The organism is Membranihabitans maritimus (assembly GCF_021729145.1).
In the GTDB taxonomy this organism is placed as follows: domain Bacteria; phylum Bacteroidota; class Bacteroidia; order Chitinophagales; family Saprospiraceae; genus Membranihabitans; species Membranihabitans maritimus.
In genome coordinates, this window is the sequence record NZ_JAJSLW010000003.1 from 325,231 (window position 1) to 338,808 (window position 13,578).

At 37.1% G+C, this 13,578-nt stretch carries 11 protein-coding genes; 9 read left to right on the forward strand and 2 right to left on the reverse strand.

What is annotated here, in order from left to right; genetic code table 11:
* The first annotated feature begins 739 nt into the window (after positions 1 to 739).
* The 6 genes from LVD47_RS05235 to LVD47_RS05260 are packed head-to-tail and all read left to right on the forward strand — an operon-like array spanning position 740 to position 5,877.
* Complete coding sequence (locus LVD47_RS05235; protein WP_236974499.1) at positions 740 to 1,849, forward strand: diphosphomevalonate decarboxylase; 1,110 nt, start codon at positions 740 to 742, stop codon at positions 1,847 to 1,849.
* Complete coding sequence (locus LVD47_RS05240) at positions 1,846 to 2,379, forward strand: rhodanese-like domain-containing protein (protein ID WP_236974500.1); 534 nt, start codon at positions 1,846 to 1,848, stop codon at positions 2,377 to 2,379. Before LVD47_RS05235 ends, LVD47_RS05240 begins: the two co-directional genes overlap by 4 nt.
* A 2-nt stretch (positions 2,380 to 2,381) precedes the next feature.
* Positions 2,382 to 3,293, forward strand: coding sequence for a site-specific tyrosine recombinase XerD (xerD, locus tag LVD47_RS05245; protein ID WP_236974501.1), 912 nt, complete (start codon positions 2,382 to 2,384; stop codon positions 3,291 to 3,293).
* A complete protein-coding gene (locus LVD47_RS05250) occupies positions 3,283 to 4,890 on the forward strand; it encodes an Ig-like domain-containing domain (RefSeq protein WP_236974502.1) in 1,608 nt (535 codons plus the stop codon). The genes xerD and LVD47_RS05250 overlap by 11 nt, the downstream gene beginning before the upstream one ends.
* The gene (lptB, locus tag LVD47_RS05255; protein ID WP_236974503.1) at positions 4,887 to 5,621 is read left to right on the forward strand and encodes an LPS export ABC transporter ATP-binding protein; all 735 of its coding nucleotides are present in this window, start codon (positions 4,887 to 4,889) and stop codon (positions 5,619 to 5,621) included. The genes LVD47_RS05250 and lptB overlap by 4 nt, the downstream gene beginning before the upstream one ends.
* Positions 5,622 to 5,625: 4 nt before the next feature.
* Positions 5,626 to 5,877 (forward strand): hypothetical protein, encoded by a 252-nt coding sequence (locus LVD47_RS05260; protein ID WP_236974504.1) that lies wholly within the window; start codon positions 5,626 to 5,628, stop codon positions 5,875 to 5,877.
* 351 nt (positions 5,878 to 6,228) lie between these two features.
* Here LVD47_RS05260 and LVD47_RS05265 read toward each other — a convergent pair whose 3' ends face one another.
* The gene (locus LVD47_RS05265) at positions 6,229 to 9,222 is read right to left on the reverse strand and encodes a T9SS type A sorting domain-containing protein (RefSeq protein WP_236974505.1); all 2,994 of its coding nucleotides are present in this window, start codon (positions 9,220 to 9,222) and stop codon (positions 6,229 to 6,231) included.
* A gap of 128 nt (positions 9,223 to 9,350) precedes the next feature.
* Between LVD47_RS05265 and LVD47_RS05270 the strand changes: the two genes are divergently transcribed.
* The 3 genes from LVD47_RS05270 (at position 9,351) to LVD47_RS05280 (ending at position 12,574) form a co-directional block, all read left to right on the forward strand.
* On the forward strand, positions 9,351 to 9,827 hold the full coding sequence (locus LVD47_RS05270; protein ID WP_236974506.1) for a DUF4112 domain-containing protein: 477 nt from the start codon (positions 9,351 to 9,353) through the stop codon (positions 9,825 to 9,827).
* A gap of 667 nt (positions 9,828 to 10,494) precedes the next feature.
* Complete coding sequence (locus LVD47_RS05275; protein ID WP_236974507.1) at positions 10,495 to 11,445, forward strand: glycosyltransferase family protein; 951 nt, start codon at positions 10,495 to 10,497, stop codon at positions 11,443 to 11,445.
* Between the two features lie 37 nt (positions 11,446 to 11,482).
* Positions 11,483 to 12,574 (forward strand): patatin-like phospholipase family protein, encoded by a 1,092-nt coding sequence (locus tag LVD47_RS05280; RefSeq protein WP_236974508.1) that lies wholly within the window; start codon positions 11,483 to 11,485, stop codon positions 12,572 to 12,574.
* 25 nt (positions 12,575 to 12,599) lie between these two features.
* Here LVD47_RS05280 and LVD47_RS05285 read toward each other — a convergent pair whose 3' ends face one another.
* Entirely contained in the window at positions 12,600 to 13,496 is an 897-nt protein-coding gene (locus LVD47_RS05285) for a MerR family transcriptional regulator (protein WP_236974509.1), read from the reverse strand.
* Between the last annotated feature and the right edge of the window lie 82 nt (positions 13,497 to 13,578).

Genomic DNA, 13,578 nt, shown 5'->3' on the forward strand with positions numbered 1-13,578 from the left:
ACCCCGAGGCTAACGCATTGTTTTCATGATTTCATTTAAACTCAGACTTTAAGGAAGATCATTCCTTCACAATATTGGTTCAAAATTCCTTCTTTACACATTTCCCTAAATGGACATCTGATGACAGAACCGAGGGTTCCACCCCGAGGCTAACGCATTGTTTTCATGATTTCATTTAAACTCAGACTTTAAGGAAGATCATTCCTTCACAATATTGATTCAAAATTCCTTCTTTACACATTTCCCTAAATGGACATTTGATGACAGAACCGAGGGTCCCACCCCGAGGCTAACGCATTGTTTTCATGATTTCATTTAAACTCAGACTTTAAGGAAGATTATTCCTTCACAATATTGGTTCAAAATTCCTTCTTTACACATTTCCCTAAATGGACATTTGATGACAGAACCGAGGGTCCCACCCCGAGGCTAACGCATTGTTTTCATGATTTCATTTAAACTCAGACTTTAAGGAAGATTATTCCTTCACAATATTGGTTCAAAATTCCTTCTTTACACATTTCCCTAAATGGACATTTGATGAGGCTTGCCGCGTTCTTCGTGGGAACCTTTTAATCCTGACATTAAGAGAAAATTATTCCATTTCGAAGCTTAGTCAATTCTCTTTCTAATTTCGGATTATCCTCAAAAAGGTAATTTGAAATAAATTGATAGTGGAATCGGTTAAACAATTGTATATTTCTTTTTTTTAATAATTGATCGAATTGATACAAGAATAATGACAGAGGAACTAACGGTATTCACTCCTACTGAAAAAACGTATGAAATAGCGCCCGGAAAAACCCGGTGGAAAAGCCCATCCAATATAGCTTTGGTAAAATATTGGGGTAAAAAACCCCATCAAATTCCGGAAAATCCATCCATTAGCTTTACGCTACAAAATGCATACACAGAGACACAAATTGATTGGGAAGAAAAAACTCAATCTGAAGGTGAAATACCATTAGAATTTTATTTTGAAGGTGAAAAAAATCCAGCTTTTGAAAACCGAATTCAAAAATTTTTAACGGCGATTAGCGACTATTTTCCCTTCCTTACCCGGCTGAAGCTGAAAATTGCTTCAAGAAATACATTTCCCCATTCTTCGGGAATTGCTTCCAGCGCCTCCGCCATGAGTGCATTGGCAATGTGTCTTGTAGATATGGAACAAATTTTTTTAAAAAATTCAGGCCACCTTCCCTTGGACAGGGAATTTTTCTTCAAAAAAGCTTCTTTTATCAGTCGTTTGGGTAGCGGAAGTGCCAGTAGAAGTGTATTTCCGGAAGTCGCTGTATGGGGAGGCTGTGACATACCCGGTTCTGACGATCTTTTCGCAGTCGATTTAAGTAAAAATTTACATAAAGAATTCAAGGGATACAGAGATGACATAATCATAGTAGACCGTGAAAAAAAATCTGTATCCAGCAGTGCGGGACACAGTCTGATGAAGGACCATATTTATTCTGGAGTCCGCTATAACCACGCAAAACAAAACGTCAATAGACTGGATGCGATCCTACAATCTGGTGATCTTTGTGACTTTATCGATATGGTAGAATTTGAAGCTTTGAATTTACATTCCCTGATGATGACCTCTAATCCCGGTTTTATCCTTATTAAACCAAATACCCTGCAAATCATCAATAAAATCCGGGAATACCGGCAAGATACCAGTATTCCAGTGTGTTTTACGCTAGATGCTGGACCCAATGTTCATATCTTATACCCTGATAGGCACGCCCATACCGTGAAAACTTTTATTCAAGAAGAATTGTTATGTTACTCTCAGGGCGAATACTGGATCGAGGATTGTATGGGGCAAGGGCCAAAAAAAATAAGCACAGAATGACTATCTTGAAACAACTATGGTCGCTTTCAATTATCTCATTTATTTGGTCGCCAATAGCCTGTGGACAAAATCCAACCGAATACAAAGTAAAAAATCCGGAATTCGAAAAAAAACTAAGTACCATTTTGGATTATAATGTTCCACTTATTTCAGTAGATGAATTAGAGCAAAACCAGGGGGAATATATTTTACTCGATACGCGGGAAAGGGAGGAATTCGAAGTTAGCCATATTCAAAATGCCATTTTCGTCGGATTTAATCGTCCCGATTATTCAATGTTAAAAGATATAGATAAGGATCACCCAGTGGTCACCTATTGTAGTGTAGGATACCGCAGTGAAAAAATAGGAAACGATCTTAAAGCAATGGGATTTACAAATGTCTTTAATTTATACGGCAGTATTTTTGAATGGGTTAACAACGGATATCCTGTGGTTGGCCTATCAGGCCAGGAGACTGATACTGTTCATACTTTTAACAAAAGATGGAGTAAATGGCTTACTAATTCTAATTACACTAAACATTGGTAAAAGTGCTGTGGAATACCTATATAAAAGGTTTTAAAAATTTTCTACAAGCTGAAAGGGGGCTTTCACACCATTCGATTCAAGCGTACAGCAAAGATGTTGAAAAACTGGCAACATTTGCCGAACAAAAATACGGCGATATTCCGGTATCAAAAATACAACTCGACCACCTCAGGCAGTTTATTATTGAATTAAGCCAAATAGGCCTGGACAGCCGGAGTCAATCCAGGATTATTAGTGGTTTGCGAGCTTTCTTTAAATTTTTATTAATAGAAGACCTCATTTCTCAGAATCCCACGGATGACCTCGAACTTCCTAAAATAGGTAATAAGATTCCAGATGTTCTTTCAGTTACAGAAGTCAAAAAGCTATTAGAGTCGATAGACATGAGCCTTCCACATGCAACCAGGAATAGATCGATCCTGGAATTACTATATGCCTGTGGTTTGCGTGTAAGCGAATTAGTGAACTTACAAATAGACTTTTTATATCTCGACTTGGGGATGATTAAAGTAAGGGGTAAAAATGACAAAGAAAGATTGATACCTATCAGCCCGCGAGCAGCCAAATTTTTATTGTTGTACCTCGATGAAAGGAATAAAGATAAAGTCAATGAAGGCTTCAAACACATTGTTTTTCTAAACCGACGCGGAAAACAGTTGACCCGTCATATGATTTATCACATCATAAAAGATGCAACTATACAAGCAGGATTAAAGCAAAATATTTCGCCTCACACCTTGCGACATTGTTTTGCCACTCATCTCATAGAGGGTGGTGCAGATTTGCGAACCGTGCAAGAGTTACTCGGTCATGCGTCTATTTTGACCACAGAAATTTATACTCACGTAAATAATGAATATCTTCGCCAAACAATTGAAAAATTTCATCCTTTGAATCGGAGAAATGAAGATTAATAAACGCAAGCTTTTTGGTTTCTTTTTATCTGCAGTGACCATATTACTGGTTTATAACTGTGCTTCCCCCGGAAGTATTAAAGGAGGACCGAGAGATGAAGATCCCCCTAGAGTCGATAGTGCTGCTTCCACTCCTACCCCTCTACTCAATTTTGACCGGGATGAGATTATCATTTCTTTCAACGAATGGGTTCAACTGGAGGACGCATTTCAACAAATTTTTATAAGTCCGCCCCTTCAGGAACGTCCGGAATACAAACTAAAAAAAAGATCTTTGGTTATCGAATTTCACGAAAATGAAGAGTTACAGCCGAATACAACATATATAATCAATCTCGGTAAATCGGTAGTAGACCTCACGGAAAGCAATCCTATTGAGGATTTTCAATACGTATTTTCTACAGGAGATATCCTGGATTCCCTGTATTTTGAAGGACAAATTATCGATGTCATCACCGGAGAACCAGCAGAGAACGTATCCGTTATGCTTTTTGACAACCTTTCAGACACAGCCATAACTACTGTCTCTCCCTCCTATTATGCCCGTACAAATGAAAATGGGTATTACAAGTTTAATTACATGCGTGCTGACACTTTCCAACTAGTAGGTTTTATCGACGAGAATCAGGACTTTTCCTACGACCAGGAAAATGAACCAATAGGATTTTTAAATGAACCGATCCGCACGGATCAAGTTTCCGGTTCAAAAATAGATTTTTCTATTTCATTGGGACCACCTCCGGTATACCTCGATGATGTAGATACCACATTGCCCGGATTAATTAACCTCGTTTTTACCGAAAATATTATTGATACAGCTTCCATGCATATAAAGGCTTCTTCTCATATTGGCATTGACCGGATTAAAAACACAATGCGAATTTGGTACGACACAGACAGTCTACCCATTGAAGTAATCACACAAAATATTCGAGGTCTTAAAGATACGGTGATCGTTCAAAGTGTAAGTAAAGATCTTCCGGAAACGGAGTACTTTACTCTCCAGCAAAAAAATATCTCAATGGTTCCGGGGGAACCTATGCGACTTCAATCCAATTGGCCAATCAATACTATAGAAACAGGATTAATTGAAATAGAGGAAGGGGCTTCTAAAAAAACAATTTCTCTTGATTCTGCTCAGTTAACATTTACAGAAGTATCTTTCCATTATCGCTGGAAAGGAGACAGCACCTACAACATAAAACTATTACCCGGAGCATTAAATTTTAAAGGAGACATTCCCAATGATACAATTACCTATAAAATTAAACCGATTCCGTTACAAAACCTATCATCCCTGGAACTAAGTTTCACAAAGGATTCTTCCTATACCAAGGTTCCTCAATTAATTTTGCAATTGAAACAAGGTGAAAACGTCGTCGAAAGTAAAACCATTACAGATCTTGACCAACCTTTTACGTTTAATAGGCTTAAACCCGGGGAATATAGTTTGACCATTATAAAAGATGCAAATGGCAACGGAATATGGGACCCTGCACGTTATTATGAAAAAAAACAGGCGGAAGGGATACAAAATATCGATATAGGAACACTCAGAGTAAATTGGATACAGGAAACAGAGATAATATTAAAATGAAGCTACAAGCAAAAGATTTAAAAAAAGTATACGGAAGAAGACCGGTAGTCAACGGTGTTTCCATACAAGTAGAACAAGGTGAAATTGTAGGTTTATTAGGTCCTAATGGAGCGGGCAAGACCACTACATTTTATATGACTGTAGGGTTTATCAACCCCAACGAAGGGAACGTATTTTTGGAAGATGAAAACATAACCAAGCTTCCCATGTTCAGGAGAGCCAGAAAAGGAATAGGGTATTTGCCTCAGGAACCTTCCGTTTTCAGAAAATTAAGCGTAGAAGACAATATAAAGGCGATCCTCGAACTTATGGACATCCCCAAACAAGAAAAGAAAAACAAACTAGAGGAATTGATCGATGAATTTGGTCTGGAGAAAGTTCGTAAAAGTTCGGGGGACTCACTCTCAGGAGGGGAGCGTAGAAGGACGGAGATTGCCAGATCATTGGCCTCTGATCCGAAATTTATCCTGCTAGATGAACCTTTTGCCGGGATTGACCCGATTGCAGTAGAAGATATTCAATCTATCGTGGCCAAACTTAAAACCCGGAATATTGGCATATTGATTACAGATCACAATGTTCAGGAAACCCTTTCAATTACGGACCGTGCCTACCTGATGTTTGAAGGAAAAATCCTAAGGGCAGGTACTTCCGAAGAATTAGCCTCGGATGAATTAGTAAGAAAAGTATATTTGGGGAAACACTTCGAATTAAAACGAAAAATATATTAACCTGATGGGTCGTTATTTTCTATTATTACCCTTTATCTCTCTATTTTGTACTTCCTGTCTGGAAACAGAAATTTCACTGGATTCAGAAGATTACCATTTAATCGATTCCTTATATACTTTACAAAAAGATTCTCTCGAACCCATTCTCGATGAACAATGTACAGAATTCAGGGACAGTATCATCCCTATTTGGATAGACTCTATTAGAGCTAAACGCGAAGAAGAAATTCAATCACTAATCCAAAATCAACAATGATTCGTTGGATATACATATTATGTGCTTTTATCTTCTTTACTGCCTGCAATAAAAACGAGGATTTCACCAAAGAGGAACTGATTGCTCAAGAAGTAGCAAAGAGAATGAAGAATTTTCGAAAGTCTAAAAATCGGCAGTGCAAAGAAGAAAGTCTCGAAATCGCTATCCATCAAACAGATAGCATTTTGAAATTGAACGCGGTAAGATACAGAGTAGATAGTCTAAAAAGACCCCCTCTGCCAAATAAACCTAACGTCAAAATTAAACCGCCCCCGAGGGATTCAATTATAAACAAACCATTTCTCGGAAGAAAAGAGGATACTATTCCCAAAAGGTAATATAAAATTACCCTTATTGTATAATCAATTTTTCCAGTTGGTACGTCCGTTTCCCATCTTCCAATGCATTGAACCAATAAATTCCTGCGGTTAATTCATCCAAATCCCAATGCAGTGTTTGGCCGCTATTCAATACAGAATACTCTGTGGACCGAATAAGGCTTCCATGCATATTATACAGTCTGAATACTGCATTTCGCATTGGACGTAAAACATCAATCGAAAGACTATTGTGCTGCCCTGAACTCAGGACATTGGGACGAATTTGTACCCAATCCAGCTTTTTGACTGTACTCCAAATAAATGTACCGACCGGTAATTCGATTGAAAAAGAATCAGTACATCCTATTGCATCAGAAATTAATAAATCGTATATGCCTGCGGGAATGTCAGAAAGGCTTTGAGTAGTATCACCAGTACTCCACATAAATTCATAAGGTTCCACACCCCCTTCAACTTCTATTTCAATTATACCAGTAGAGTCTGCAGCCGTACCACTAAAAATAGTATCGGTAATAACCATTTCGCTAAAAGACAAGTCTATTACCAGAAGCGTATCACAATTTTGCTCCGAAAAAATAGTATCACTATAAATTCCAGATTGGGTATAGAACTCATTATTAAACCAGGCCGTATCACCCGCACAATAGTCCTCGCTAATTTCACGGATGGCATATTCACTAAATCGAATATCAATAACAGCAGTAGAATCACATCCATTTTCGGTTTGTTCTTCAGTAAAAAAGATTCCCTCTTCCATAAAATATTGTCCATCAAAAAGTACGGAATCCCCTTCACATATATAAATTGTGTCGTGAGTGAAGTAACTTGGATTAACTGTAAGATTCAATGTTACAATGGAATCGCATCCGTACATTGTAGAAAGCGTATCCGTATAAACACCGGATTCATCTAAATCCCTCCCATTAAATTCGACACTCTGGGGTGTACAAATAGTAGTATCAATTGACAAACGATAATTTTCATGCACCATAACACTTACCATAGAAATTGAGTCACAACCACCTTTGGCAACAAGGGTGTCTACCAATTCAACATCCGACCTATAATAGACACCCTGGACAAAAACACTATCACCATTACAAATATTATGAATGGTATGAGTGACTACCGGATCGGAGAACACTACATTTCTGGTCACTACAGAATCACAGCCATTAGCAGTTTGAAATGTATCAATCAACAATACATCCTCAAAATAAACGGTATCCCCATAAACCAGACTATCATTTGGACACACACCTACATCCATTGTGATATTATATGCCGGCAAAAAGTTTAGTCGCAAATTGACTATTGAATCGCACCCTCCGTGGTTTGAAAAAGTATCAATATAATATCCTGATTCTGTCAATTCAATCGAGTCCGGTCCAAAATAGTAAATATCTCCTGTGCACAACGAAAAAGTAGTATCTGTAAAGTCCGGTGTAACATTCTGAATATTAAAAATATAAAGACTGTCACAGGTATTAGCCCCATTGGCCAAAACGGTATCTACTATTTCTTGATTCTCAAAATACGTTTCCCCTTTGTACGTAAAGGTTTCTCCGGGACATAAATAAATATTCTGTTCCTCAATTTCTAAAGGACAATTGACGAATATTTCCAGGGTATCACTAAAAAGTGTGAGCTCCGGGATTCTCCGGTTAGTCACCACTACACTGTATTCTCCGGCACTGGCGGGAGAGACATTGGACAACGGAAGTGTGTGATTTGCCTGAACATTGATCCTCACCCCATTTTTATACCACATAAATCTGGAATTTGTATGATCCTCATCGGTATTTAATTCCAGGGTATAATTATTACCCCGGGTAATTGTAAATTCATCAAACGGGAATGGAATTCGTTTTTGTGGAGCAACAAAGAGAACATCCCCTATTTCATTTTCATAAGGAATCAGATCAATAAAAGTAAGACGGTTACCTTCCAGATTTATAACATCTAACTGATTGAGGGCCCCGTTTGAAATTTGAATATTTGTGATTAAATTGTTTTCAAAAGAAATTTGCTCAAGAAGCGGTAGGGTCTCAACATTTGACAAATCGAGTGTATCTTCAAATTTATTATCTCCCAACAAAAGGCCTGTAAGTGATGGAAAAGTAAGTTGTGGGAACACACCGCTAAATTGGTTATAGGAAGCAAAAAACAATTGAAGATTTTCCAGGTTCCCAGCCGCAGGAGCGGGTAGATTACCAGAAATTTGATTTTCTGAAATATCCAGGCCGGTCAAACTGGGCATATTGATAGGCCATGTAAAAGGGCCAGTAATATTATTATCAGATACATAAAAATATTCACAGTTTACCAAATTAGCGATTTCCGGAAAAGGACCTGAAAATTGATTATGAGAAAGATCTATAAATTCAATACTATTTAATTCAGAAATAAAATCCAGGCTGCCTTCCATCTCATTCTCCGACAAATCCAGGTAAACAAGTCCTGATAAATTCGACAAGCTGGAAACCTCTCCCTTCAATCTATTATCATTCAACTCCAGTCTTTTCAAACTTTCCAAAGCCCCGTAATCCGGTATTGTACCATCCAGTTGATTGCTAGAAAAAATAATCTCCTCCAGATCCGGGTGATCTGTAAATTGAGGTAAATTTCCCCTGAACCGGTTACCAGAAAGATTGATATATGTGAGTCCTGAATTATTCTTAAAATGGGGAATGGTACTTAGTATATTATTATCAGAAAGATCAATTTTTTTCAGGTGTTTCAAATTTAAAACGCTAAATGTCCCACTTAGATTATTATTGGGTAAAATGATTTCTGTAACACAACCATCGCTATTTAGGGTAATACCTTGCCACTGATCCACCGGACCATTTAAGTTCCATTTTTGTTTCCAATCTATTCCATTCATAGCCTCAAAGAAATCAGCTAAAACCGTAGAATCCTGAATCCGGTCACAATTCTGTCCAGACATCGAAGACCCGATCAGGAGAAACGTCAAAATTTTAATATAGACAAATGGCTTCATAAAGGGCTATTTTCAATATATTTAAAAATTACGAATAAATTTAATATATCAAAAATCGTTCCATTTCAACGCTTGTACAATATGGGAATACAAATAGTATTATATTTAATTCAGTTAAAACGAATAAAATGGGCGAAAAACCGAAATTACCGATTGAAACTCAACTAATGGATAAGATGTCCACTTTACTCGACAATCGCTTTAGGGTACCCGGCACCAATTTCCGGTTTGGAATTGATGCTATCATTGGAATTCTTCCTGGTTTTGGAGACATTGTTAGCTATGCTATGTCTAGCGCCTTAATCCTAGGCATGGTAAGACAGGGTGCGAGTACTGTATTAATACTAAAAATGATCTGGAATATCGTATTAGATACTATTGTGGGTTCAATTCCGCTACTGGGAGACCTTTTCGATGCTTGGTACAAAGCAAATCGACGCAATTATTTATTATTTAAAAAATACCATGAAAGTAATGATTCCCCAAAAAGCCTTTGGGCTTCGTTATTAATCGTCATGGCATTATTGATATTACTTTTACTGGCACTATTGTATGTTATATTTATCTGGATCCCAACCAAGCTTTGGAACTCCCCTCTCCCTTAATTCTTTCCCAAAGGTCATTCTTAGTCCGCATAAATTTTGGTATATATTTTACTCAAAAAATGACGTGCTGGGATACAAAATAACATTCCACTGTTGTGAAATAAAAGAACGTAGAGGTTTGTCAAACCCTCCTTGTACCGGAAAATTCACCTATTTTCCATACAGGCAATTCAGCCTGAATCTTAGCCCCATAGGTTATAGGCGCAGGCTGAAACGCTGCTACACGAAGAATTACAAATTTTGATTCCAAATGATTTATAACTACTAATTTATATGTAGGTTATTATTTAATCCTCAATTTTAAGCTATACATTTTTGTCCTGCGATGTCTGTGGGAGCATGGATAGTCCTGGCACCTGTAATTCTAAATCACAGATAAACAATCGTCGCCATTATTCTTAAGCCTGTCATCAATATGGAGAATTAAGCCCGGAAAGCTTCTATACAATGTCTAATTAAATAAATATGGAATTGACCAATGATAATTTACAAATGTATCCTAATGATATCAAATATTACCTCCATCAAAAGACCCTATGGGATCATATTTATAGCGTCACCTCAATCTTTTCACCGGCTCCATTTTAAATTTATACTTTAACCAGTATCCTAATTGGTATTATTTATTGACATTTGCTAAAATGCTAGTGCAAAAATTTGATCGAATATGAAACTGAGTGGTTTTTCAATGGCTAAAAATGCCCACAAGCTCTATTATCCGTTAAAAGAAGCGGTCTTATCTATTTTACCCATTGTAGATGAATATATAATCGCCCTTGGTAACAACGATGAAGATGATACCACAAAACAGGATTTATTGGATATCGGATCTGATAAAATAAAAATTATAGATACGGTTTGGGATCACAAACAATTCCCCAAAGGGATGATTCACGCTTATCAAACGGACCTTGCAAAAGAAGCTTGCAGTGGTGATTGGTTAATTCACCTGCAGGCGGATGAAGTCATTCACGAAAAATATTGGGATACCATTATCCGCAAATGCGAACAGCGGCTTAATGATAAAAGGGTGGATGGATTTTTATTTAAATACTTACATTTCTTTGGAGATTATTGGCACCTTGCCCATCAGCACGGGTGGTATCAAAACGAAATCAGAATTATAAGAAATGATCCTCAAATCCATTCATTCTGTTCTGCACAATCATTTAGGAGGATACCGGATTTCGATGGAATAAGTTATCGAAATAAGACCGGGACTCAAAAACTCAATGTAGAAGCCCTGGATGCATATGTTTATCATTATGGTTGGGTGCGTCCCCCATCACTGATGCAAAACAAAACCAAAGCATTCTACAAAAGCCACCGCGGTCAGGAAGAAACCGCTAAAATATTCAATACAAAGCCTACATATTTTGACTACGGGAATATGAATCACTATCATAAATTTGAGGGTTCGCACCCGCTCGTTATGAAAGACCGTATCCAACATTTCAACTGGGGTGACCAATTACATTTTGAAAAGGGGTATGTTCCTGATAGGGAGCCTATGAAACACGAAAAAATGAAGTATCGCATTCTCACTTATATCGAAAATAAATTCCTGGGAGGCCGACATTTATTTCCGTATTCAAACTGGAAAAAGATAAAACCATAATGTTTTTAATACGTAATTTTTTACCTTAATGCTTTGTATGAGGAAGAAAAAATTGGCATTGGTTCTAAGTGGGGGTGGGTTCAAAGGAGCTTTTCAGGTTGGTGCTCTGGAATATTTGTTATACAATCCGGTCCAAATAGAAGATGAAGTAATAGACATTCAGAAATTTGATATCATTTCTGGTGTTTCAGTAGGATCGTTAAATGGGGCATTGGTTGCTACGAATCAAATGGAAGCCTTGAAAGACATTTGGTTTAATCAAATTATCAACAGCGGTCCCGACGTCATATATGTATCCAAATACCTGGAAAATGGGAGGCCCAGTACAAAAAAAATTATCTCTGACCTCATTCCTGATTTAAATACATATCAAAAATTTGGGGTATTTTTTTCAGACAAAAAACGCGAAGAATTCCTTCAAAAGATTATTGATAATTTTTTAGATCTGGAAGGTTTTGCCGACAATACGCCCTTGCTGAATATATTAGAAAAATATATCCACCTGAACAAATTCGAAGAAGTAATTTATAAAATGGGATTTGTATCCCTTAGAGATGGAAGATATAAATCTGTTAGTCATTCGCAAATGCCCGATAACAATGAATTGCGAAAAGCGATAATTGCTTCTTCTACCATACCCGTAATATGGCCTCCTATCCCATCGATAAAAACCATAGACGGAGATAATTTCTTTGACAATGTTGACGGTGGGATCAGAAATGTAAGCCCACTCAAAGATGTAATCGATGAAATAAACAAGAGTCCGGCAGATGAAAGGGATTACTACATAATCGTAATTAATTGCAGCAACAACCTCTTACCCCCGATCGACCCAGAACCCTCTCTTCTCGAGATCGCTTCCCGGTCAATGCTGGATATAACTTTTGCTGAAATATTTAAAAATGACCTGGATCAATTTCTCTGGATTAATGATATGCTCAGTGCCCAAAACCTGAAACAGCTAAAGATTAGAAATAAAGTATATCGGAGGTACAAAATAAAAATAATTCAACCCGAAAAATCAATTGGTGACACCCTGGATGCCAGACCTGAAATAATCAATGCTTCCAGAAAGCACGGTTATGAAATGGCAGAAAAAGTAACAAAAATCGGGGACTGGAATGTATAATAAAATACGGGAACTATTTTTTTAATCAAACCGCTACTCCGATCGGTTTTTCAAAAAATTCATTCAATCCTTTTACCGGACCTATAACTTTAAATTGCTCTGGATCAAAATCAGAATTCCCCTTTACCTGACAGCCTGTAGCCAGTATCTTCGACCCGGGGAATATGCTATTTAGTTTTTCAAAATAATTCTGGGTAGACATTGCCTTAAACTCCGTGTGAATCATAGTCAGTATCAGATCGGGCTCTATCTGTTGCGAAACACATTCCAATTCTTCAAACCCCAAATTCAATCCGAGATTAACAGTATTGAATTTGTAATAACGACAAATATACTCCATATAGGCAAGGTATAATTCCTGATATTCACCTGAAGGTAGAAATATCAAGACTTTTCCTTTAGAATTGCAGCAATTGGCCTCAAGATCTTCAATACCCGCTATCAATTTTCTTTTTACAATCTGTGTAATAAAATTTTCATGCGCCAGGTTGAATGTACCACTCATATACAATAACGATGAATTATCCAGAAAGGGTAAAATATATTCGGTCATTGTAGCAATTAATCCATTTTTCCTCTCGTAGTTCTCGAAAAGAGTTTTGAACTTTTCTTCATTAAATTCCATCACAGAAGCTGTAATGCAATCTTGTCTCAGCTCAATATTCTCATCTACTTTTCCCAGCTTTTTCAGCTCTTCTTCAATTTCCGACGACGTCAATGAAGCAATTTGACTTATTTTGAAACCATTATTGTACAAAAGCACAATGTCCAGTAATTTCTTCATATCCGCTTCGTTGTAATAGCGGATATTAGAAGGTGTTCTTTTGGGTTCAATCACACCATATCTTTTCTCCCAGACTCTTAGGGTATGTGCTTTAATACCCGTAATAGTCTCTAAATCACTTATTGAATAATTTATCACAATAATTTGTTTTCTGCTTATTGAATAATTAGCTGAGTAGAATTACCCGTCATTTCGTCCAATCTTCAATGGTCCACTAATT

Bases quoted from the DNA above. Each gene is read 5' to 3' on its own strand.
- LVD47_RS05235 (WP_236974499.1), top strand. From the start codon at position 740: ATGACAGAGGAACTAACGGTATTCACTCCTACTGAAAAAACGTATGAA.
- LVD47_RS05240 (WP_236974500.1), top strand. From the start codon at position 1,846: ATGACTATCTTGAAACAACTATGGTCGCTTTCAATTATCTCATTTATT.
- LVD47_RS05250 (WP_236974502.1), top strand. From the start codon at position 3,283: ATGAAGATTAATAAACGCAAGCTTTTTGGTTTCTTTTTATCTGCAGTG.
- lptB (WP_236974503.1), top strand. From the start codon at position 4,887: ATGAAGCTACAAGCAAAAGATTTAAAAAAAGTATACGGAAGAAGACCG.
- LVD47_RS05260 (WP_236974504.1), top strand. From the start codon at position 5,626: ATGGGTCGTTATTTTCTATTATTACCCTTTATCTCTCTATTTTGTACT.
- LVD47_RS05265 (WP_236974505.1), bottom strand. From the start codon at position 9,222: ATGAAGCCATTTGTCTATATTAAAATTTTGACGTTTCTCCTGATCGGG.
- LVD47_RS05270 (WP_236974506.1), top strand. From the start codon at position 9,351: ATGGGCGAAAAACCGAAATTACCGATTGAAACTCAACTAATGGATAAG.
- LVD47_RS05275 (WP_236974507.1), top strand. From the start codon at position 10,495: ATGAAACTGAGTGGTTTTTCAATGGCTAAAAATGCCCACAAGCTCTAT.
- LVD47_RS05280 (WP_236974508.1), top strand. From the start codon at position 11,483: ATGAGGAAGAAAAAATTGGCATTGGTTCTAAGTGGGGGTGGGTTCAAA.